Here is a 22,255-nt window from a genome sequence, read left to right on the forward strand (position 1 = left end):
AACCCCTGTGGGAGCGAGCAAGTTCGCTCCCACAGGGGGCGGTGGATAGTTTCAGAATAGGCATCAATGCCCATCCGCACTCGGCGCCGCCGGTGGTTGCACCTTGCGCATCAAGGGCACCATCGCCGTGGCGATGACGAAGCACACCCCGATCATCAGAAAGGTGTCGCCGTAGGTTTGCGTCTGCGCCTCGCGGTAGGTCAGTAGCCACAACTGGCGCAGGCTGGCGGTGACACCGACGTCGCCACTCTGGCCCAGATTCGCCAGGTTGCCGCCGACCTGCGACAGCCACTGATTCATCGCTTCATTGCTGCTGTTCAAGTGTTCGGCCAACCGTGTGAAGTGCAGGTTGGTGCGGTCATTGAGAATGGTCGCGCACGCCGCAATACCAATCGCCCCGCCCAGATTGCGCATCAGGTTGAACAGACCCGAAGCATGCTTCAAACGTGCGGGCGCCAACCCACCCAAAGTCAACGTCACCGCTGGCGGCACCGCCAGTTGCTGGGCAATCCCGCGCAACGCTTGCGGCAGCATCAATTGCCCCGCACCCCAGTCGTGGGTGATCGGGCTGAACTCCCACATCGACACCGCGAACAACCCCAGACCGATCATCATGATCCAGCGCAGGTCCATGCGATTGGCCAAAAAGGCATACAGCGGAATCGCCATGATCTGGAACACGCCAGTGGAGAAAACCGCTAGACCAATGTCCAGCGCGCTGTAGCCGCGTACCCGGCCGAGGAACAGCGGCGTCAGGTAAATCGTCGCGAACAGGCCGATGCCGGTGACAAACGAAAAGAAGCAGCCGAGAGCGAAATTGCGATCCTTTAAGGCGCGCAGATCAACGATCGGATTGGCCACGTGCAAGGTCCGGCCGATGAAGGCCAATCCCGCGAGGACGCTGATCCACGCCGTGGTCAGAATGGTCTGGTCGCTGAACCAGTTCCAGCGCGGGCCTTCTTCGAGGGTGTATTCCAGGCAGCCGAGAAACAGCGCGAGGAACACCATGCTCAGGTAGTCCGCGCCCTTGAGCAGGGACAATTCCGGCTGGTCGATTTTCACCAGCATCGGTACCGCTACAGCGACGAAAATCCCCGGCACCAGGTTGATGTAGAACAACCAGTGCCACGAAGAAATATCAGTGATCCAGCCGCCGATCACCGGTCCCAAGGTCGGTGCCAATGACGCAACGGCGCCGATGGTTGCCGCAGCGATCACCCGCTGTTTGCCGGTGAAGAAAAAGAACGCCGTGGTGAACACCAGCGGAATCATCGAGCCGCCGAGAAAACCTTGCAGCGCCCGAAAAGCAATCATGCTCTGGATGTTCCAGGCGATGCCGCAGAGCAGGCTGGCGAGGGTGAAGCCGACCGCCGAAGCACAGAACAACCAGCGCGTGGAGAACACGCGCGACAGCCAGCCCGACAGCGGAATCACGATGATTTCGGCGATCAGGTAACTGGTCTGCACCCACGCGGTTTCATCGGTACCGGCGGACAGCCCACCGCCGATATCGCGCAGCGACGCCGAGACGATCTGGATATCCAGCAGCGCAATGAACATGCCGATGCACATGGTCGCGAAGGCGAACACCTTGGTCGCGGTCGCCATGTCCGCCGCGTTGAATGGCTGCGCCGGGGCGGCGAGGGTGGTGCTCATGGCGCGACGGCCACGGCGCTGGTTTCCGGTTGCGCACGGGTGTCGACTTCTGCCGTCACCGAGAGGCCCGGACGCAAGTGACCGAGTACGCCGTCAGCCGGGTCAAGAAGGATGCGTACCGGCACCCGCTGGACGATTTTGGTGAAGTTGCCGGTGGCGTTTTCCGGCGGCAGCACGCTGAACTGCGAGCCGGTCGCGGGGGCGAGGCTGTCGAGGCGACCGTGGAATTCCTGGCCGGAGAGCACGTCGGCACGGATGCTTACGCGCTGCCCGGGTTTCATCCGCGCCAATTGGTCTTCCTTGAAGTTGGCATCGACCCACAAGCCGCTGGCCGGCACCACGGACAACTGTTGTGAACCGGCCTGAGCGTAGGCGCCAACCCGCGCGCGACGGTTGCCAATGACGCCGTCGACCGGCGCGCGCAGTTCCGTGTAGCCGAGGTTCAGTTGCGCCAGATCACGTTCGGCGCGGGCTTGTTGAAGGGCGGCGCGGGCCTGTTGTTTTTGCGTATCGATCACCGCCAGTTGGCGTTGCGCGGCGAGCAGTTCGGCCTGGGCGCGGGCACTGAGGGCTTGCGCTGTTTTGAAGGTCGCGTCGGCGCGTTGTGCGCTTTCCACCGACACCGCATTGGTCGTCACCAGGCGTTTGTAGCGGGCGTTGTCATCCCGCGAGCGTGCGGTTTCTGCGCCAGCGGCGTCGATGCCGGCGCGGGCCTGACCGATCACCGCTTGTTGCAGTTGTTCGGTGGCGTCGAGGTTGGCCAGCAGGGCTTCTTCGGCGGCAACGGCGCCTTCGGCTTTGGCGAGGTTGGCGCGATAGTCGCGGGCGTCGAGGCGGATCAGCACATCGCCGGCCTTCACGTGCTGGTTGTCGGTGACCAGCACTTCGTCGATGTAACCGGCGACTTTCGGCCCGATCACCGTGACGTCGCCACCAATATAGGCATCGTCGGTTTCTTCAAGAAAACGCCCGGCACCCCACCAATGCACGGCGTACACACCGGCGAAGATCAGCGCGAGCAATCCGACGCCCGGAAGCAAAACGCGTTTAAGCAGGGACGGCTTGGTCTTTACCACAACAGGTTCGAGGGTGGGCATGCTGGTCATGGCGGATTACCTGCGTAAACGGATCGTTATTACGGCTGTAATATGAAGCAGGTAATATTTAGTGGCAAATTATTTCTGGTGCCAGTCGTCAGTTGTTCACTTGAGCCAGTGGCCCGGTGTGCTGCCGGTCATGGTTTTGAAGAAGGCGATGAAAGCGCTGTCGCTGGCAAAACCCGATTCGAACGCGCAGTAACTCAGGCTGCGTCCGGTGGCGAGCAATTCCATTGCGCGCATCAAGCGCCACTGCTGGCGCCATTGCTGATAACTCATGCCGGTTTCGCGCTGGAAGATTCGCCCGATGGTGCGGCTGCTGGCGCCGACCTGCTGCTCCAGTACTTGCAACTCTGGAGGCAGACGTTCAGGCGTTTTCAACAGTGGTGCCAGGCGCTTGTCCTGAGGTAACGGCAGCAGCATCGGTTGCTGCGCCGCTTCAGCGATTTCGCTCAGACACAGGCCGAGCAGGTGGGAGAGTTTGCCCTGCTGCCAATCGCTGGCGAAATCCGCCAGCGCCATCGGTTCCAGCACCGCACGCAACAACGGGCTGACTTCGATCACGCAGACCTGCTGCGGCAGTGCAGCGCACAGTTCGGGAATCAAGTAGATGGAGCGGTAGTCGACGCTCTGTTGCATCACCGCGCGATGGCTAACACCCGGTGGAATCCACGCCGCCCGCGACGGCGGCAGCAGACACAATTGCTGCGCCAGGGTAATTCGCGTGCAGCCTTGTCGCGTGTACAGCAATTGCCCGCGTTGATGGCGGTGCAGACCGGAATCGTGATCGCCCAAGGTCGAGGCGATACCGATCACGGGTGCGTCATAGCGATCTGCATCAAACGTTGCGTGGGCTTCGAGCCAAGCCATGGGTTGTCCGGTTTCAGCGATAAATTGGCAGGATCTGGATAATACGCCAGTCAGCGATTCTTAAACTCCTCGGCGGTTTATGAGAGGAGTTATGAAGCATGCACAACAGACATTTCTTGTGGCTGGCGATTGCGCTGCTGATGTTTCCGCAGATCGCGCAAACCCTTTACAGCCCGGCGCTCGGTGATATCGGGCGGGTGTTTAACGTTGGCCCGCAAGCCGCCGCGCAGACGTTGTCGGTGTATTTCCTCGCGTTTGCCGTCGGGGTGGTGGTGTGGGGGCGTTTGTGCGATCGCATCGGTCGACGCCCGACGATGCTCGCGGGCCTGGCAATCTATGCGATTGCCACGCTTTCAGGCCTGCGGGTCAGCAGTTTCAACGGCTTGTTACTGACGCAGATGTTGGCGGCCTTCGGTGCGGCGGTGGGTTCGGTGGTTACGCAGACCGTGTTGCGCGACCGCTTCAAAGGCGCCGAACTGGCGCAGGTGTTTTCGTTGGTGGGCATCGCGTTGGCGGCCAGCCCGGCGCTTGGCTTGTTCACGGGGGCTAGTCTGGTTCAGGCCTTCGGTTATCGCGGTGTGCTTGGCGCGTTGCTGTTGTTGGCAACGCTGTTGTGGCTGTGGAGTTGGTACACCTTGGCGGAAACCCGGTCCCAGCCAACGTGCCATGTCGGTCTGTTCGAAACCCTCGGGCGCATGCTGCGTGACCTGGGTATCTGGCGTTCGGCGCTGTGGATCGCCTCATTCAACGTGGCGCTGCTCGGCTATTACAGCCTCGCTCCGTTCATGTTTCAGCGGCTGGGCGTGGAAGCCAGCGGGTTCGGCTACAGCGGTGTGATCCTCGCGCTGGGCTCAGGTTTTGGAGCATGGCTGAACCGGCGTTTATTGACGGCCGGGTTCAAGGCATTGCAGTTGATTCGCCTCGCGGCTGGCATCGCCTTGCTCGGTGGTGTGGGCGTGTGGTCGCTGCAGAACAGTGTCGCGTTCGTCCTGCCGATGCTGTTGGTGGTATTGGCGTTCGGCTTGGCGATCCCGAACATTCTCGGTTCGGCCCTCGCCGATTACGCTGATCGGTTGGGCACCGCCGGGGCGTTGCTGGGCTTGATGTATTACCTGCTGATCGGCGCCGGGCTGATGCTCGCCGGCTGGTTTCAGGCCCTCGGGGAAACCCTGATAACGTGCAGCGTTGTGGCCTTGCTGCTGACAATAAAGGCAGGCAAAGCAATTGTTTAAGAAATGTAAGCGCTGTAGGAAGCGTCTTGCTTTTGTGTGGGATGGCTCCGACTATCACGATCATTGATGACATGGCATTACGCCATTTTATGATCGCAAGGAAGTTGCGTGCCGTTTCCGTTTCGCGCTGTTTTTCGTCGTTGTTCCACGCGCTGCCCGCTGTTGTCGGCCTTTGTGTTGAGTGTCTGTGCCTCCTCGATTGAAGCTGCCGAACCTGTCGCGCCGGGCCAGGAAGTGCTGCGCCAGCAGCAACAGCAGCAGCGCGATCTGCAACAACTGCAACTTGAGCAAAGAAAGCGGCAACTGGAACGCGGCGCGTTCGGCCCGGCGCCGGTCACCCCGGCCATCCCGCCAACCGTCACCGCCGATGAACGTTGCTGGCCGTTGAGCGGTGCGCGCATCGGCGGCGTAACGCTGATCGACAGCGACCAGCTCAACGCGCAGATCAAACCGCTGCTGGCGCCGTGCATGGGCGTCGGCCAGATCAATCATCTGCTGGCGACCATCACCGCGATCTACGTCGACAAGGGCTATATCGCCAGTCGCCCGTATTTGGTCAGTGCACCGGCAGCGGGGCAGTCGCTGGATATCCGCATTGACGAAGGTTACATCGAGTCCATCGAACTGGCCGATCAGAGCCTGCCGGTGTCGCTCGGAGGCGCGTTTCCAGACATGCTCGGCGAGCCGCTGAATCTGCGCGATCTGGAGCAGGGACTGGACCAGTTGAATCGTCTGCGCTCGATCGATCTCACCGCCGACATCGCCCCCGGCAGCCAGCCCGGTGCCTCGCGGATCATCCTGCGGTCGCGCACCTCTGCGCACTCGCGCTGGGCCTTGAACGCGGGGTTTGACAACCTCGGCAGCGCCAGCACTGGACGTGATCGCGACACCGTCAGCCTGAGCCTCGACAGCCCACTGCAACTCAACGACTTGTTGAGTCTCAGCGCCAGCGACACCCTCAATCAGGGTGACCGCTACAGCCGCAATGCCAGCCTGTATTACGCGATCCCTTACGGCTACTGGACCTACAGCGTGTTCGCCAGCCACGCCGAATATCGTGCGCCGTTCAAACTGCCGAGCGTGACCTTTCACAGCACGGGCATCACCGATCAGGTCAGCCTGCGCGCCGACCGTGTGTTGTGGCGCGACCAGAGCCGTCAGCTCAGCGCCAACCTGCAACTGGCGCACAAGGATGTCGACAGCTACTTGCAAGACGTTCGCCTTGGCATTCAAAGCCCGACCCTGACCGTGGCCGAGGCCGGGCTCAATCTGTTCTGGCTCGACCGCGCGGTGTGGAACCTTGACGTCAATTACGCCCAAGGCTTGCGCTGGTTTGGCGCCGACGATGACTCACAACATCAGATCAACAACCTGCCCAAGGCGCAGTTCCGCAAGTACCGCGCCGGCCTCAGCCAATGGCGTAACGGTCAGTTCGGCGCGCAGGCCTGGCAATGGCAGAGCCAACTCAATGTGCAATACAGCCCGGACCCGTTGCCGGCCATCGAACAGTTGCTCGGCACCGACGACTCGGCGGTGCGCGGCTATCGGGTCAGCAGTGCCTCCGGCGCCAGCGGCGCGATCTGGCGCAACACCTTGCGCCTGCCGCTGCGCAGCGAGTGGCCGCTGCAGATCACCCCGCGGGTGGGCCTCGACCACGGCTGGATCAAGGCAGATCACGGTGCGCAGGGGCAACGCCTGAGTGGCGCCAGTGTCGGTCTGAATCTGGGCTGGAAGAACCTGCAAGTGGACGTCGATTACCAGCGCGCCCTCAACACCCCGAACGGTCTGCAGCACGAGCCTGAAACCTGGCTGATGCGCGTGGGCCTGCAAATCTGAACAACGCAGTGAACAAACAGCCGTCGGATCTGAGCGCGTCAGCCACGGCCAAAGACTAAACGCGCGACGTGATGCCGTACTCACATGGAGACGTTTTTATGCCAGCACACACCTTTGCATTTCATCTTTCCCCTCGGGGTAAATTGCGCTGGGCGATTGCCAGCCTGTTCTTCGCCGTGCACTTACCGAGCGCGATGGCCGGCGGCGTCGTGGTCGCACCGGGGCCCGGCGGCACCGCGCAATTGCAGACCCAGGGCGGTGTGCCCATCGTCAACATCGTCGCGCCCAACGGTTCGGGCCTGTCGCACAACCAGTTCCTCGACTACAACGTCGACCGCCAGGGCCTGGTGCTGAACAACGCCTTGCAGGCCGGGCAATCGCAACTGGCCGGGCAACTGGCGGCTAACCCGCAATTGCAAGGCCAGGCGGCGAGCGTGATCCTCAACGAAGTGATCAGTCGCAACCCGTCCGCGATCAACGGTGCGCAGGAAATCTTCGGCCGCGCAGCCGATTATGTGCTGGCCAACCCCAACGGCATCTCGGTCAATGGCGGCAGTTTCATCAACACGCCGAACGCTAATCTGGTGGTCGGTCGCCCGGAATTGAATGACGGCAAACTGCAAAGTCTGAGCACACGCGACGCCAGCGGTCAGTTGCAGATTCAGGGCGGTGGCCTGCGCAACGGCGAGGGCTCGATCAACCTCATCGCGCCGCGTATCGACAGTCAGGGCGCGATCACTGCACGCGATCAGTTGAATCTCACGGTGGGACGCAATCAGGTGGATTACGCCAGCGGCCAGGTGAAAACTGTTGATCCGGCGGGCAACACCGGCGATCAACGCATCGACGCCAGCCTGTTCGGCGCGATGCAGGCCGGGCGCATCAATATTGTCAGCACCGCCGAAGGCGCGGGCGTGCGGGTGGGCGCGGTGCAAGTCGCCGGGCGTGACGGCGTGCAGATTCGCTCGGCCGGTGACTTGAGTGTCAGCGGTGAAGCCGTGGCCAACAGCCTCGACGTGACCCGCGCCGGTATCCGCAGTAGTCAGGGCGACGTCGGTTTGCACAGCGGCAAGGATCTGACGTTGGCTGCTACCGATGTCGGCGGTCGCGACGTCACGCTCGACGCCAAACGCAACCTGTCTCTGTCGACGGTCGAAAGCCGCAAGCTTCAGGAAAAGCGCGAAAACTGGAACAACAGCACCATCGGCATCACCTGGGAAACCTACGACCGTACCCAGACCGATAGCGAATCCCGTCAGCACGGCAGCCAGATCATTGCCAGCCGCGACGTCAAACTTGCCTCCGGCAAAGACACCGAACTGAAAGCCGCCAAGGTCGAAGCCGCGAATAATCTGAGCGTGCAAAGCGCTGGCGATCTGCGCCTGACTGCCGCTACCGAAAGCCACACGCAAACCGATAAAGGCAACCACCGCAAACACCTGTGGAAAGCCGACTGGAACAGCAGCAACGAAGAACAGCGCAGCGTCACCAGCCAGTTGAAGGCCGGCAACATCGCCCTGCAAACCGCCGCATTATTGCGCTCCGAAGGCGCCGAATTGACCAGCGCCGGCGACTTGCAATTGGCCGGCAAACAAGTGGAAATCAGCACCGCCACACGGACCAATCGCAGCAGCGACAATAGTTACTCCGGTGACCTGGTCGGCGGTGGTTTCTTTGGCAAGACCGGCGATGCCGACAAGGGCAAAACCCAGCATCAGGGCAGCAAGGTCAACGCCAGCGGCAAACTGATCGTCAAGGCTGACGACGTGCGCATCAGCGGCAGCCAGGTGCGTGGCGGCACCGACGCCAGCGTAATTAGCGACAAGGGTTCGCTGGTGATCGACGGCGTGCAGGACACCTCGCACAGCAACAACCACGACAAGGACAGCAAATTCTTCGGCATTACCAAGGACGAGTCGCGGCAGAACAGTAAAGACAGCAGCACCGTGCACAGCGAACTGGTGTCCGATAGCAACCTCAAGCTCAAGAGCGCCAAGGACATCGAGGTGGCTGGCTCGACGGTCAAGGCTCACGGTGCGCTGACGGCCGACGCGGCAGGCAACGTCAATGTGCATTCCGCGCAGAATACTCACGACAGCAGCGACACCACGCAAACCCGTGGCTTCGATGCGTACGCCAAAGAGCAAACGCCAGAGCAGTATCGCGCCGGGATTCATTACGAGGACAAACAGCAAACGGTTACTCGCAACGACGTCACCCAGCAGGGCTCCAGCCTCAGTGGTGGCAGCGTGCAGGTGAAGGCGGGCGGTGACGTTACGCTCAAAGGCGCAGAGGTGAAATCCACCGCTGGCGACACGACATTGAGCGGCCAAAACGTGTCGTTGCTGGCCGAAGCTGACAGCCACAAAACCTCCACCGACACCTCCAGCACCGGCGGTGGTTTCTACTACACCGGCGGTCTCGACCGTGCTGGCAGCGGCGTCGATTTCGCCCACAGCACGGCGCAGGATTCCACCAGCAAAACCACCGCGCAAACCACCAGTGTGCAGAGCAGCGGCGGCTTGACCATCAATGCCGACAAACTCGCTACCGAAGGCGCACAACTCAAGGCCGGCAATGGTCTGAGCGTCGCCGCCAACGAGATCGACAACCGTGCCGCCAGCAACACTGACAGCAGCACGCACAATGACAGCAACTGGTCGGCGGACATCGGTGCCAACGTCGAGTACAAGGACATCGCCCGACCGATCGCCGGCGTGGTCAAGGATGTGCTCAACGGCAAGGTGCCGGACAAGGACTCGCTGGCCAATCTCGGTCAGCCGAATGTCGGAATCGACGTTGCGGTCGGTCACGGCAACGCCAGCAAAACCGAGCAGAGCAGCAACGCCGTGGTCAGCCGTTTTGATGGCGGCACCGTCGATGTGAAAACCACTGGCACGCTGCATGACCAAGGCACGCAATACAACGCCAGCGCCGGCCAAGTGAACATCAGCGCTGACAAACTGCTTGCCGACGCTGCGAGCAACACGCACAACAGCAGTGCCAGCGCGGTGGATGCCAAGGTCGACGTGCGCGTCTACACCAAGACCGGTGAAGACGTGAACGTCGCTGGCAGCGGCGCGGGTGGTCGCAGTGCGTCGAGCAAGGACAATTCCACCGCCGTCGTCGGCGCTTATGCCGGCAGCCAGGGTGTGAACATCAAGGTCGGTGGCGATGCGCAGTTCGAAGGCAGCCGTTTCGATGGCGGGCAGGGCGGTGTGAACATCAACACCGGTGGTGATCTGGCGCTGAATCAGGCTAACGACCGCCAGAGCAGCAACGACAGCAGCCTGCGCGGCAATGGCTCCCTGACGGTCGGCACCTTGCCGGGCACCGATGGCACCAACGTCGATCTCGGCGCCGGCTTCCAGCTCGATCACACTGGCAAGCAAAGCACTGACACCCAGGCTCACGTTGCGAGCATCAGCGGCAACGGCCCGGTGCAGTTGAGCAGCGGCGGCAATCAGTTGCAGCAAGGCATGAAAATCGACAGCGCGGGCGGCATCGATCTGCACGCCGATGGCAAACTTGATCTGCAAGCAGCCACCGACACCTACACCGCCAGCGGCAGTAATCTCGGCGGTGGTTTGAAGGGCGGCGGCAGCAAAACCAGCAGCGAGAAGAGTCGTGATCAGGGCGGCAATCTGAGTGGTAATTTCAATATCGGTCGGGTCAACGAGGATTCGAAAACCCTCAGCGGTGGCCAGATCAACAGCCAGAACGGCATCGTGTTGAGCGGTGATTCGATCCACCTGCAAGGCACTCAGGTCAGTGCATCGAACGTCAGCATCGACGCGCAGAAGGGTGGCTATGTCCAGGAATCGGCGCAGTCCACCGACCACCGCAATAACTGGAATGTCGCGCTCAACGCCGGCGGCAACCTGAGCAGCAAAACCCCGACTGCCGAGGATGAGAAGGCCAGCAGCGATCACGGCTTCAACGCCGGGGCCAAAGTCGGCGTGGATTACTTGCAGGGCAGCACGCAGCAGAACAGCCAGATCAAGGCTGACAGCGTGGTGTTGAACAGCGCCGGTGATGCACTGCTGGCGGGTGCGCGGATTGACGCGAAAACTGTCAGCGGCAAGGTCGCGGGTGATTTGACCGTCGAGAGCCGTCAAGACTCGAGCAACCACGCCAAGGTCGATGTCGATCTGGGCCTGACCGCGAAGAAAAACCCACCGAGTGACAAGGAGAAACTTGCCGGTACCGATTACAAGCCGACATTGAAAGCGCAGGGCGAGTATGCGCATAAGGACGGCGTGGCGCAGGCCTCCGGGATCAGTGCCAACCAAAGCGTGAATCTCGCGGTCGGCGGCGCCACGCAACTGACCGGCGCGCGGATTTCGGCGCCGCAAGGGAAGGTCGATCTGGGTGGTTCGAAGGTCAGCAGCACGGATCTGAGTAACCGTGACTACGGCGTGAAAGCGGGCCTGGATCTGCCGCATAAAGCTGAGGAAAACGCACCGAAGGTTTCCCTGGAAAACGGCAACCTGAAAGTCGGCCCGGTTACCCTTAGCGGGCATCTGGACACCCAGACCCTGCAAGCCGGGATCGACGAAAAAGGCTAAAACAGACGGTAGTGGATGTGCCAAATCTGCCATCCACCACCGAACAATGTGGGAGCGAGCTTGCTCGCGAAAGCGTCCATTCAGTCAATGCAGTAAGTGACTGGTGAACCGCATTCGCGAGCAAGCTCGCTCCCACATTGTTTTGCGCCAGACGTTAAATCTCGCGCATCATGCGCGACCTTAAAGACGCCAGGGAGGCAAACAATGAAAACAGCATTCGTCGCTGTACTCGGGGCTTTGTTGATCGCCCAACCATCCGTGTCCTTCGCGGATAACAGCAACGGCAAAAACCTCTATGTGCAGCGCTGCGCTGTGTGCCACGGCGCCGATATAAATGGCACCGGGCCGCTGGCGCACAAAAGCAATCCGCCCACACCTGACCTGACAACGTCCGCGTTCAAAAAACGCCTGAATGAATATCCGGGGGTGATTGTGTCGTCGATCATCCTTCGCCCGAACGGCAACCTGATACCGAAAACGCTGAAGGAAAACGGGGTAAAAATACCGCCGCATGCCTGGAGCGTTAAGGATCTGCGCGATCTGCATGAATACATGAGTGGTGTGATTTCGATAAAACGCTGAGCTGCACAGGTGACCCGGACGGTCGGTCGAGGAATCCATTGCTTCGCCTTAATAGGAAGCATTACTATTCACGCCCCTTTCCTCAGCACGCCGCCAAAACCCCCATGCGTCCCCGCAGACCCGGCTTTTTCGAGCACTACGAAGAGTTGATCGGCACCTGGACTCGTCGCCTGCGCAATCGCGCGCAGGCCGAGGATCTGGCGCACGACACCTTTGTGCGGGTGCTTGAGTCCGATTCGGCGGCGGTGCAGCAGCCACGGGCGTATTTGCACCAGACCGCGCGCAATATCGCGGTCGACGGTTATCGGCGTGAGGATCGGCGCGGCGCTATGGAGTCGCAGGACATCGATCACAGTGAGTCGTCAAGCGGCGACCCTGAGCATTACATGCATGCGATCCAGCTGGCCGATTCCATCGAACGGGCGCTCAGCGAGTTACCGATCAATTGCCGGAAGATTTTTGTCTGGCAGAAGATCGAAGGCCTGACTCAGGCGGAAATCGCCGAACGCCTGGGGCTGTCCAAGAACATGGTCGAAAAGTATATGATCCGCACCCTGCGCCATCTGCGCGATCGCCTCGACGGGTTGCAGTCATGAGCCGCTGCTCCCTTTCATCTTCAGCCCAACAGGACATTCCATGATGGAGACGCGTGCTTGCGCGTGCGGGCAAACAACGGTGCGCGATGACGCGGCCCGCTGGTTTGTGCGTTTGCAGGAGCCGGCCATTGAGGCCGACGAGCAGCAGCGCTTCGACGCCTGGCTGAATGAACATCCGCAGCATCGTGACGAATTTCAGTTGCTGCAGGGCTTGTGGTCAGCCGCCGATTTGCTTTCGGCGCCGCGCCTCAAAGCCCTCGCTGAAACCCCGCCGAACCGTCGCCAACGTCGTCCGTTGTTGCGTTATGCCGTGGCTGCGAGTGTGCTGGCGGTGGCGCTCGGGCTGGGCTTGTTCAGTGGTTTGAATCATCCGGGCGGTTACCGCGCCGAGTTCGCCACGGCGTTGGGCGAGCGTAAACATGTGGCGCTGCCGGACGGTTCGGTGATCGATTTGAACAGCCGCAGTCGCTTGCAGGTGCGCTTTGAACAGGATCGGCGGCTGATCGAGTTAAGTGAAGGTGAGGCGATGTTCAGCGTTGCGCACGACACTTCACGACCGTTCGTGGTCGAGGCCGGCAGCGGCAAGGTCACGGTCACCGGCACGCGTTTCGATGTGCGCCGCGATGTGGCGCAGACCCGCGTGGCGGTGGAGCAGGGCACGGTGAAAGTGCAGGGCCGTGATGCGTCGGATAATCAATTTATCAGCCTGACCGCCGGCCTCGGCACCCACGTCGATGCCCAAGGCCAGGTCGCCGCCGCCTATGCGGTCAACCCGGCAGAACTGACGGCATGGCGAGGCGGCAAACTGGTGTTCAACAGCGCCAGCCTCAGCGAAGTCGCGGCCGAAGTGTCGCGTTATCGTGAAAAGCCGTTGACCGTGACCAATCCGGCCGTGGCCAGTCTGCGCCTGACCAGCGTGTTCAAATCCGACAACACCGATGCCTTGCTCAAAGCCTTGCCGAGCATCTTGCCGGTGGCCGTTCGCACCCTTGCCGATGGCAGTCAGGAAATAATCGCAAAATAAAATTCAGGTTTTTTTCGAGTTCAACGTCTTCCTGTTCAACTGCAACTGGTTTGCATTAACAGCCGCACACTCTTGCGATCCACAGGACTACGTACGACGTGAAAAACACCCCTGCCAACAACAAAAAATTCCCTTGGCTGCCGCTGGCTCTTGCGCTGGCGGTCAACGCTGGCATGCCGCTGGCGTTCGCCGGTGAAGCCATCCATATCCGTGCGCAGCCACTGGGCCAGGCCCTGAGCGAACTGGGCCAGCAGACATCGCTGCAAGTGTTTTTCAGCCCGGATCTGGTCGCCGGCAAACAGGCCCCGGCGGTCGACGGCGACATCTCCCCGGAGCAGGCGTTAAGCCAATTGCTGCAGGGCAGTGGTCTGGATTATCAGATCAACGAAGGTTCGGTGACGCTGTCGCCTGCCGCAACCTCCACCGCCAGCAACGGCCCGTTGGAACTGGGCGTGACCGACATCAAAGTGGTCGGTGACTGGCTCGGCGATGCCAATGCCGCTGTGGTGCAAAACCACCCCGGCGCGCGCACGGTGATCCGCCGCGAAGCGATGGTTGAACAGGGCGCAATGAACGTCAGTGACGTGCTCAAGCGCGTACCGGGCGTGCAGGTGCAGGATTCCAACGGCACCGGCGGCAGTGACATTTCCCTCAACGTCGGTGTACGCGGCCTGACCTCGCGTCTGTCGCCGCGCTCCACAGTGTTGATCGATGGCGTGCCGGCGGCGTTTGCCCCTTACGGCCAGCCGCAACTGTCGATGGCGCCGATCTCCTCGGGCAACCTCGACAGCATCGACGTGGTACGCGGCGCCGGTTCGGTGCGTTATGGGCCGCAAAACGTCGGCGGGGTGATCAACTTCGTCACCCGGGCGATTCCGGAAAAAGCCACTGGCGAAATCGGCACCACCCTAGAAACCACTCAGTACGGTGGCTGGAAACACATCGACACCGCGTTCCTCGGCGGCACCGCCGACAATGGCATGGGCGTGGCGTTGCTGTATTCCGGCGTCAACGGTAACGGTTACCGCGAGCGCAACAACGGCAACGACATCGACGACGTGTTGCTCAAGACGCACTGGGCGCCGACCGATCAGGACGATTTCAGCCTCAACTTCCACTACTACGACGCCACGGCCGATATGCCCGGCGGTCTGACGCAGAAGCAGTACGACGCCAAACCGTACGACTCGGTGCGGGACTACGACCAATTCACCGGTCGGCGCAAAGACGTGTCGTTCAAGTGGATCCGCCAGATCGACGAACGCACCCAGGCGGAAATTCTCACCTATTACACCGACAGTTTCCGTGGCAGCACCATCGCCGCCCGCGACCAGAAAACCCTCAGCTCGTACCCGCGTTCGTATTACACGCTGGGCATCGAGCCACGGGTGTCGCGGGTTTTCGATGTCGGCCCGACCACGCAGGAAGTCAGCGTCGGTTATCGCTACCTGAAAGAGGCGATGCACGAATCGTCGAGCCGCGTGGCATTGGTCAACAATCAGCCGGTGCTCACACCGACCTCCGACGGCCATGTGTTCCAGGACCGCACGGGTGGCACCGAAGCCAACTCGGTCTACATTGACAACAAAATCGATGTCGGCAACTGGACCATCACCCCCGGCATTCGCTTCGAACACATCAGCACCGACTGGCATGACCGCGCCGTGCTCGACACCGCCGGCAGACCGGTACAGGCGAAAAACCGCAGCATCGAGAGCAACGAGCCGTTGCCGGCGCTGAGCGTGATGTATCACCTGTCTGATGCGTGGAAGCTGTTCGCCAACTACGAAACCTCGTTCGGCAGCTTGCAGTATTTCCAGCTCGGCCAGGGCGGCTCGGGTGATCAGACTGCCAATGGTCTGGAGCCGGAAAAGGCCAAGACCTACGAGATCGGCACGCGCTACAACGATGACGTGTGGGGCGGCGAAGTGACGCTGTTCTACATCGACTTCGACGACGAGCTGCAATACATCAGCAATGACGTGGGCTGGACCAACCTCGGCGCAACCAAGCACCAGGGCATCGAAGCCTCGGTGCACTACGACATGGCGGCGCTGGATCCGCGCCTCGACGGCCTGACCGCCAACGCGGGTTTCACTTACACCCGCGCTACTTATGAAGGTGAGATTCCGGGCTTCAAGGGCCGTGATCTGCCGTTCTATTCGCGGCAGGTGGCGACCGTCGGGTTGCGTTACGACATCAACCGCTGGACTTACAACATCGACGGTTTTGCCCAGTCGAAACAGCGCTCGCCGGGCACCGGTGTCAACGCCGACGGCAGTTTCAACGGCAACTACATCACCGATGGCACGGCAGATGGGCAATATGGCGACATCCCGGGTTACGTGACCTGGAACGTGCGTGGCGGCTATGACTTCGGACCGCAGGTGTCGAACCTCAAGCTTGGCGCCGGGGTGAAGAACGTCTTCGACAAGCAGTACTTCACCCGCTCCAGCGACAACAACTCGGGGATGTATGTCGGCGCGCCGCGCACGTTCTTTGTGCAGGCCAGTGTCGGTTTCTGATAGACCGCATCAGCTTCTTCGCGAGCAGGCTCGCTCCCACATGGATCACTGAAATCCTGTGGGAGCGAGCCTGCTCGCGAAGCTTTTAGACTTTAAGAACTTTCCCGCCAATGGCCACCGCGACCAACAGCACCGCCATCAAGCCAAAGGCAAAACTCAAACTGCTGGCATGGGCGACAAAGCCGATCACCGCCGGCCCCGCCAGAATCCCTGCATAACCCAGCGTGGTAATGGCCGGCACCGCGATGCTCTCCGGCATCACCGTTTGCTTGCCCACTGCCGTGTACAGCACCGGCACGATGTTCGAGCAACCAGCGCCGACCAGCGCGTAACCGACCAGCGCCGCTTCCCAGCTTGGCGCGAATGTCGCCAGAAACAGGCCGGCCGCTGCCAACAGACCACCAAACAAAATGATCCGTGTTGCACCGACCATCCGCACAATCCGGTCACCCATCAAACGTCCGGCCGTCATGGTCAATGCAAACGCCGCATAACCCAGCCCTGCGTACGCCGTGTCGATCCCGCGTTCCTGCGCCAGAAACACCGCACTCCAGTCCAGCGCCGCGCCTTCAGTCAGGAACACGATGAAGCACATTCCGCCGATAAACAGCACGATGCCATGAGGGATGGCGAATGCCGGTCCGGAACTTTCACTGCCGTAGGGCAGCATGTGCGGCACGCATTTGAACAATGCCGCGATCAGCACGACAACTACCACCAGCATGGCGGCCAGTGGCGTCAAACCCAGGCCGAGCAAGGCACTGACACCCGCCGCGCCGACAATCCCGCCGAGACTGAACAAGCCGTGAAAACCCGACATCATGTTCTTGCCGCTGGCACGCTCGACGATCACCGCTTGCAGGTTCACCGTCGAATCCACCGTGCCCAGGCCAGCGCCGAACATGAACAGCGTGGCGATCAGCGCCGGTATCGACGACACCGTGGCCAGTAACGGCAGCGCCGCGCAGATCAACAAGGTGCCGCCGGTAGCGACGCGCCGACAGCCAAACCGTGTGGCCAGAATCCCGGCCAGCGGCATCGCCAGAATCGAACCGACCCCGAGGCACAACAAAAGTAACCCCAGCGTGCCTTCATCCAGTCCGGCGCGCGCCTTGGCGTAAGGCACCAAGGGCGCCCACGCGGCGATGCCGAGCCCGGCGATGAAAAAGGCGATGCGCGTGGACATCTGTTGCAGGCGTCCGGGGACGAAGGTGTCTTGGGGGTTGAGGCTGGTCATATCGATCCTTGGCAAAAAACATCGCGTCCCCGAAGGACAGTGATTCAGCGACGAGGTTCGATCGCCGGCCATTCGGGGAAGTACAGGCAACATCCTAACCTGTGGGAGCGAGCTTGCTCGCGAAGGCGGTGCGTCGGATAAAGAAAATATCGGCTGACACACTGCATTCGCGAGCAGGCTCGCTCCCACAAGGGATTGCGTTTTACAGTGGCCTTCTTCGGCGACAGGGGCAAACACTGATGACGCAATTCTACGATGCACGGGGCAATATCTATGGCGTGATTTCGCCCACCGAATTACGCGAGGCGGGCATCGATTTGCCATCCGGCGCCACCGAATGCGCCTCGTCGCGTCAGTCCTGGAGCGAAGCAGCAATCAAACTCTGCTGTGACTGGCCCGAAGGCCAACGCCCGGCGAACAGCAAATCCCACCGTAGCGACGGCCTGCTGATCGGCCCGTTCCAGACATCGCCGCCATTCGACGTGTTGATCGTCAACACCGACGGCACTCTCGCCGAGCGCAGCGGCAATGGCCTGACGATTTTCTCGCAAGCGCTGACCGAGCAAGGCTTGATGCCGGAGGAGGGCGCGTTGTTGCGCGTGCATCACGACAAGGGTGACGCCGTGGAGACCTCGGTGAAACCGGCCGAAGTCGAAGGCGTTGAAGGTTTCTGGCTTGATCTCGGTCAACCGCGATTCGGACCGGATGCGGTCGCTGCGCAGACTGTTCAAGGCATTGAGTTCAATGCTCGGGACGTGAGCCACGTCCAGTCCTTGGCCCAACTTGATCCCGACTGGGCACACAGCCAATTCGTGCGCATTGGCAATCCGCATTGCGTCACGCTGCTCGGTGACGCCGCGGCGTTGCCAAGCAATGAGCTGATGCGTGAATCGCCGCTGAGCGAAGGCCTGACCCAGGTTGCCTACGCCATGCCTGTCGGCGCTGGTGATCCATGCGCGGCGGGCGTCAATCTGCAATGGGCGGTGCTAGAGTCGTCGCAAACAATCCTTGCCCGTGTGTTCGAACGTGGCGAAGGGCCGACGGCCTCATCCGGCACCAGCGCGAGTGCGGTAGCGTGCGCGGCATGGCGGGTGGGTTGGGTTGCCGCAGGAGAAGTGCAAGTGGTCATGCCCGGAGGTACGGCGCCGATTTTGCTCGAAGAAGCGCACGGAGAATTGCTGCGTGTCAGACTGTTCGGTACGGCGCGGTTGATGGACTGAATTCAAAACCGCCATCGCTGGCAAGCCAGACTCCCACAGGGTTTTGTGGTGAACACAAATAGTATGTTCAAACACATAACCCTGTAGGAGTGAGCCTGCTCGCGAAAGCGGTCTGTCTGACGCGATGATGCCGAATGTGCCGACCTCTTCGCGAGCAGGCTCGCTCCCACATTGGATTCAGGTGGGCACGAATAATGTGTTCACACAAAACCCTGTGGGAGCCTGGCTTACCAGCGATGAGGCCCTCAGAGTTAGCCCGTCAGTGAGCCTTGAACAAAGTCACCGACATCACCTGATCACCCTGTACCGTCAACCGCAGCAGTGCCAGTGGCGACGGTTCATCCTCAAAGCATTCAACCAGCACTGATTGCCGGGGCGCGCATGCAAATGCCCGTAAACCACACCCACTGCCAACTCGCCCAGGGCGGGCACGGTGTGAAACAGCGCATCTAGTCGAGCGCCGCCATCGGGTACAAGTTCGGTAAAGATAGGTCGGCCTTCGTGGTACAGCGTGGCCATGGGCGAAGGTTTGTTGTTCATGAAAAATCCTCAAGCAAATGAGGATGGCGGCTGATCAACTACGCACGAACTTCAGCATGAAAAAGCGTACATCCGGGAGGGGGGCGGCCCGTTGCGATGGCGGCCTTCACACCTTAGCTCAATGTTTGCGGGCGCGAACCTGTTAGTTCTTACAGTTTACGGATGCCTCAATCGCAAAGACTCCAGCTGTGTCGATGCCCGATCAGTATTCGGAGGCGAGTACCTTGCCAGCGTGTGCAGGGTGAGCGCCGACAAGTCTTAATCAAAAACGTCCGGCTGTGTCGCTGACATCGCCGCTGGTGAACGAATTGTTCGGGCCGGGTTGCCAGTAGACCGGCGAACCATTCCGTCCGCGCACAACGCATTTCCATTCGAGCGCCTGCTGCCCTGGTACTTCGATGTTCGTGCTCCAGCGATTGCCGGCGGAAGTCAGCGCAACCCCGTGCAGCGGATCCCACGCCCCCAGCTCCAGTGATGAGCCAACGGCGTAAACCCCTTCACCGGATTGGGGGTTAGCATTGTCGCAATGAAGGCTAATGTTGACTGCTGCAGACTGCACGGGTGTGCTCCAGATGCGAATATCACCGTTGTCCCAGGTCAGCGTCGGTACCCCCATGCCTTCGGGCAATCGTTGCAGGTCGGATTTGAGCGCTATCACCAGCGTGCCACGCGCTCCTGAAGTGGTCCCCACCATCCCCGAATACTGGGTGTTGAAGCGGATAGGCGAGTCGGCCCGGATAGCAGCATGTTTGCGAAGTTTGATGAGTTGCCGGATCAGCTGGTCGCGCTGCCAATCGTACATATGCGGCCAATAGACCGTCGGCGTTCCGGGGCTGCTGAGGATATAGGCGTAAGCCAGATTGACCAGCGGATCGGGCAGCGCCCAATGATGTTGGCCGCCATTGGCGCCGGGCGAATAGCCGGTGTCATGATTGTCAACGAACGTTACCGCAATCGCACGCCAGGCAGGGTCCGGATTGCCATTCAGGCCGTGGCGCCATTGGGCGATTGAGCCATTTTGCATGCGTTCCTTGAGAGCAAAATCGAACACCGCGCAGTGCGAACGATCAGACCAGTCCTTGAGTACATCCTGCCAACTGGCTGAACGGCGCCAGTCACCTTGCGGATATTCGTCGGGGCCTTTCCAGTTTTCCCCGACGCAGAACTGCTGGCTGCCAAAAGCGTTCATCCAGCGGTCGATTGTCTCCGGGGCGTAACCTCGAACGAAATCGAAGCGCAGGCCCTGGGCACCATAGTTGTCACGCAAATTGATGAATTCGTTCTTGAACGCATTGAAAACCTTGGGGTCGGCGGTATTCAGGTCTGCCGCGCCATCCATGAATGCATCGCCCTCATCACACTGGAGGCAATCATGGCGCCATTCATTGCGCCCTCGGGGAAACATGGACTGGTTGACCCTATCGTCATTCATGTGATTGGGCACCACGTCGTACACGACTTTAACACCGGCAGTGTTGAGTGCCGCCGCGGCCTGTTTGAGTTGTTGATCGCTGCCATAACGGCTGTTTTTGTCGAAGCTGCTCCAAAAATAGCCCTCGCCACCACCGGATTTGCCAGTCGGTTCGCTCCAACTGGAGGTGTCGGTCCAGACGGGTGGCAACCAGATCAGCGTGAACCCGTCGCCGCTGATCGTGGACGCGTGTTGTGCAAGAACGGAGTACCACGCTACGGCATTACGGCTGGAATTCCAGTGAAAGCCCTGGAGCATGATTTCTTCGCCGCTGCCATTTCGCATCGTGGCGTTCGTCGTGAAGGTCACACTTAGCGTCAGGCAAAGCCATAAAACCTGGGTGAACAGTAAAAGGCGTTTCATGGTTGTCCTCCTGAATCTGTTGATTCCAGAGGACACTGTGAGTCTGTTCGTAGCGTGTGTCGCCTGTCAGATCTGACAGGTTTGCTCGATTATTTGGCGATAAAAGTCTCGCCAACCATAACCTTGCACACGATCGATCAAGTGTTCTTTATTGAAGAGTGCCAGTCGGCGCCCGAGGGACGCCGATGCCGGGACCTCAGGCAAACTCCACCACCGGCATCTGCCGCTTCATCAACACCTTGCCGCCACGAATCGAATACAGCGGCAAGCCCTGACTGCGGATCACCTCGTAATCGCTGTCCGCCGACAGAATCAACAGATTCGCCGGCCGCCCCTGTTCCAGACCATAACGCTCGCCCAAGTGCATGGCTTTGGCACTGTTATCGGTGACCAGATCCAGCGCACTTTGCAGGTTGCGATAACCGAGCATGTGGCAAATATGCAGCCCCGCCTCAAGCACTCGCAGAATGTTGCCGTTGCCCAGTGGATACCACGGGTCGACGATGGAGTCCTGACCGAAACACACGTTCATGCCGGCTTCGAGTAGCTCATTCACGCGGGTCACGCCACGGCGTTTGGGAAAGTTGTCGAAGCGCCCTTGCAGGTGAATGCTCTCGGTCGGGCAGGAGACAAAACTGATCCCGGAGTGGCCGAGTAAACGGAACAGTTTCGCGCAGTAGGCGTTGTCGTAGGAGCCCATCGCCGTGGTGTGGCTAGCGGTGACCAGCGCGCCCATGTCGCGACTGCGCGCCTCTTCGGCGAGCACTTCAAGGAAGCGCGAATGCGGGTCGTCGGTTTCGTCGCAATGCACGTCGACCAGACAACCGGTGCGCTCGGCCAGGTCCATCAGAAACTTCACCGAACTGACGCCCTGATCGCGGGTGTACTCGAAATGCGGAATGCCGCCGACCACGTCAGCGCCCATGCGGATTGCTTCTTCCATCAGCTCGCGGCCATTGCGGAACGACTCGATGCCTTCCTGCGGGAACGCGACGATTTGCAGGTCGATGAGGTGGCTGCTTTCCTCACGCACTTCGAGCATGGCTTTCAGTGCGGTGAGTTGCGGGTCGGTGACGTCGACGTGAGTGCGCACATGCTGAATGCCGTGTGCCGCCAGCGTCTGAATGGTCTTCTTGGCGCGGGTTTTGGTGTCTTCTTCGGTGATGGTGACCTTGCGCTCGCCCCAGCATTCGATGCCTTCGAACAGTGTGCCGCTCATGTTCCAGCGTGGCTCGCCAGCGGTCAGCGTGGCATCGAGGTGGATGTGTGGTTCGACGAAGGGTGGCACCACCAGATTGCCGCCGGCATCGAGGTCATTCGGGCCAAGGGTCGGTGCTTCGGTCTGCCGGGCGATGCTGCGGATCAGACCGTCTTCAAGGTGCAATTCGTGCAAACCTTCCTGGTTGCGCAAACGGGCGTTGATGATGTGCATCAGGCG

14 protein-coding genes and 1 pseudogene are annotated in these 22,255 nt (G+C 60.7%); 8 read left to right on the forward strand and 7 right to left on the reverse strand.

Going from position 1 to position 22,255, the window contains the following annotated elements; all coding sequences use genetic code 11:
• Positions 1-63 precede the first annotated feature (63 nt).
• The 3 genes from AC0ZWN_RS04600 to AC0ZWN_RS04610 all read right to left on the reverse strand — a co-directional run bounded on the left by AC0ZWN_RS04600 (position 64) and on the right by AC0ZWN_RS04610 (position 3,623).
• Entirely contained in the window at positions 64-1,656 is a 1,593-nt protein-coding gene (locus AC0ZWN_RS04600; protein WP_476334190.1) for a DHA2 family efflux MFS transporter permease subunit, read from the reverse strand.
• Positions 1,653-2,762, reverse strand: coding sequence for an HlyD family secretion protein (locus AC0ZWN_RS04605; protein ID WP_476334191.1), 1,110 nt, complete (start codon positions 2,760-2,762; stop codon positions 1,653-1,655). The genes AC0ZWN_RS04600 and AC0ZWN_RS04605 overlap by 4 nt, the downstream gene beginning before the upstream one ends.
• A 96-nt stretch (positions 2,763-2,858) precedes the next feature.
• Positions 2,859-3,623, reverse strand: a complete 765-nt coding sequence (locus AC0ZWN_RS04610) for an AraC family transcriptional regulator (protein ID WP_476334192.1) — start codon at positions 3,621-3,623, stop codon at positions 2,859-2,861.
• Between the two features lie 98 nt (positions 3,624-3,721).
• Between AC0ZWN_RS04610 and AC0ZWN_RS04615 the strand changes: the two genes are divergently transcribed.
• From AC0ZWN_RS04615 to AC0ZWN_RS04645, 7 genes are all read left to right on the forward strand, one after another.
• A complete protein-coding gene (locus AC0ZWN_RS04615; RefSeq protein ID WP_476334193.1) occupies positions 3,722-4,855 on the forward strand; it encodes an MFS transporter in 1,134 nt (377 codons plus the stop codon).
• Positions 4,856-4,963: 108 nt separating this feature from the next.
• A complete protein-coding gene (locus tag AC0ZWN_RS04620) occupies positions 4,964-6,691 on the forward strand; it encodes a ShlB/FhaC/HecB family hemolysin secretion/activation protein (protein WP_476334194.1) in 1,728 nt (575 codons plus the stop codon).
• A 98-nt stretch (positions 6,692-6,789) separates the two neighbouring features.
• Positions 6,790-11,259 carry a hemagglutinin repeat-containing protein gene (locus AC0ZWN_RS04625; protein WP_476334196.1) on the forward strand — a complete coding sequence of 1,490 codons (4,470 nt, stop codon included), beginning with the start codon at positions 6,790-6,792 and terminating at the stop codon, positions 11,257-11,259.
• 204 nt (positions 11,260-11,463) lie between these two features.
• Entirely contained in the window at positions 11,464-11,841 is a 378-nt protein-coding gene (locus AC0ZWN_RS04630) for a c-type cytochrome (protein WP_476334197.1), read from the forward strand.
• A gap of 104 nt (positions 11,842-11,945) precedes the next feature.
• Positions 11,946-12,437 carry a sigma-70 family RNA polymerase sigma factor gene (locus AC0ZWN_RS04635; protein ID WP_476334198.1) on the forward strand — a complete coding sequence of 164 codons (492 nt, stop codon included), beginning with the start codon at positions 11,946-11,948 and terminating at the stop codon, positions 12,435-12,437.
• A gap of 40 nt (positions 12,438-12,477) precedes the next feature.
• Complete coding sequence (locus tag AC0ZWN_RS04640) at positions 12,478-13,461, forward strand: FecR family protein (protein WP_476334199.1); 984 nt, start codon at positions 12,478-12,480, stop codon at positions 13,459-13,461.
• A gap of 98 nt (positions 13,462-13,559) precedes the next feature.
• Complete coding sequence (locus tag AC0ZWN_RS04645) at positions 13,560-15,986, forward strand: TonB-dependent siderophore receptor (protein WP_476334200.1); 2,427 nt, start codon at positions 13,560-13,562, stop codon at positions 15,984-15,986.
• Between the two features lie 85 nt (positions 15,987-16,071).
• Here the strand turns inward: AC0ZWN_RS04645 and AC0ZWN_RS04650 are convergent, their stop codons facing one another.
• The gene (locus tag AC0ZWN_RS04650; protein WP_093433835.1) at positions 16,072-17,223 is read right to left on the reverse strand and encodes an MFS transporter; all 1,152 of its coding nucleotides are present in this window, start codon (positions 17,221-17,223) and stop codon (positions 16,072-16,074) included.
• A 239-nt stretch (positions 17,224-17,462) separates the two neighbouring features.
• Between AC0ZWN_RS04650 and AC0ZWN_RS04655 the strand changes: the two genes are divergently transcribed.
• Entirely contained in the window at positions 17,463-18,443 is a 981-nt protein-coding gene (locus AC0ZWN_RS04655) for a diaminopimelate epimerase (RefSeq protein WP_476334201.1), read from the forward strand.
• A gap of 369 nt (positions 18,444-18,812) precedes the next feature.
• On the opposite strand, the pseudogene AC0ZWN_RS04660 reads toward AC0ZWN_RS04655, so the two are convergent.
• The 3 genes and pseudogenes from AC0ZWN_RS04660 to codA form a co-directional block, all read right to left on the reverse strand.
• Positions 18,813-18,983: pseudogene (locus tag AC0ZWN_RS04660) on the reverse strand (carboxymuconolactone decarboxylase family protein); the annotation flags it as partial.
• Positions 18,984-19,245: 262 nt separating this feature from the next.
• Positions 19,246-20,817 (reverse strand): glucan 1,4-alpha-maltotetraohydrolase domain-containing protein, encoded by a 1,572-nt coding sequence (locus tag AC0ZWN_RS04665; protein ID WP_476334203.1) that lies wholly within the window; start codon positions 20,815-20,817, stop codon positions 19,246-19,248.
• A 196-nt stretch (positions 20,818-21,013) separates the two neighbouring features.
• Complete coding sequence (gene codA, locus AC0ZWN_RS04670) at positions 21,014-22,249, reverse strand: cytosine deaminase (protein WP_476334205.1); 1,236 nt, start codon at positions 22,247-22,249, stop codon at positions 21,014-21,016.
• Positions 22,250-22,255 lie beyond the last annotated feature (6 nt).

The organism is Pseudomonas sp. 3B-A001-10F, from assembly GCF_056313565.1.

What these genes read in the sequence shown, in the direction of transcription:
- AC0ZWN_RS04665 (WP_476334203.1), bottom strand. Translation starts at nt 20,817, where the DNA reads ATGAAACGCCTTTTACTGTTCACCCAGGTTTTATGGCTTTGCCTGACG.
- AC0ZWN_RS04615 (WP_476334193.1), top strand. Translation starts at nt 3,722, where the DNA reads ATGCACAACAGACATTTCTTGTGGCTGGCGATTGCGCTGCTGATGTTT.
- codA (WP_476334205.1), bottom strand. Translation starts at nt 22,249, where the DNA reads ATGCACATCATCAACGCCCGTTTGCGCAACCAGGAAGGTTTGCACGAA.
- AC0ZWN_RS04625 (WP_476334196.1), top strand. Translation starts at nt 6,790, where the DNA reads ATGCCAGCACACACCTTTGCATTTCATCTTTCCCCTCGGGGTAAATTG.
- AC0ZWN_RS04640 (WP_476334199.1), top strand. Translation starts at nt 12,478, where the DNA reads ATGATGGAGACGCGTGCTTGCGCGTGCGGGCAAACAACGGTGCGCGAT.
- AC0ZWN_RS04655 (WP_476334201.1), top strand. Translation starts at nt 17,463, where the DNA reads ATGACGCAATTCTACGATGCACGGGGCAATATCTATGGCGTGATTTCG.
- AC0ZWN_RS04630 (WP_476334197.1), top strand. Translation starts at nt 11,464, where the DNA reads ATGAAAACAGCATTCGTCGCTGTACTCGGGGCTTTGTTGATCGCCCAA.
- AC0ZWN_RS04605 (WP_476334191.1), bottom strand. Translation starts at nt 2,762, where the DNA reads ATGACCAGCATGCCCACCCTCGAACCTGTTGTGGTAAAGACCAAGCCG.
- AC0ZWN_RS04635 (WP_476334198.1), top strand. Translation starts at nt 11,946, where the DNA reads ATGCGTCCCCGCAGACCCGGCTTTTTCGAGCACTACGAAGAGTTGATC.
- AC0ZWN_RS04610 (WP_476334192.1), bottom strand. Translation starts at nt 3,623, where the DNA reads ATGGCTTGGCTCGAAGCCCACGCAACGTTTGATGCAGATCGCTATGAC.
- AC0ZWN_RS04650 (WP_093433835.1), bottom strand. Translation starts at nt 17,223, where the DNA reads ATGACCAGCCTCAACCCCCAAGACACCTTCGTCCCCGGACGCCTGCAA.
- AC0ZWN_RS04600 (WP_476334190.1), bottom strand. Translation starts at nt 1,656, where the DNA reads ATGAGCACCACCCTCGCCGCCCCGGCGCAGCCATTCAACGCGGCGGAC.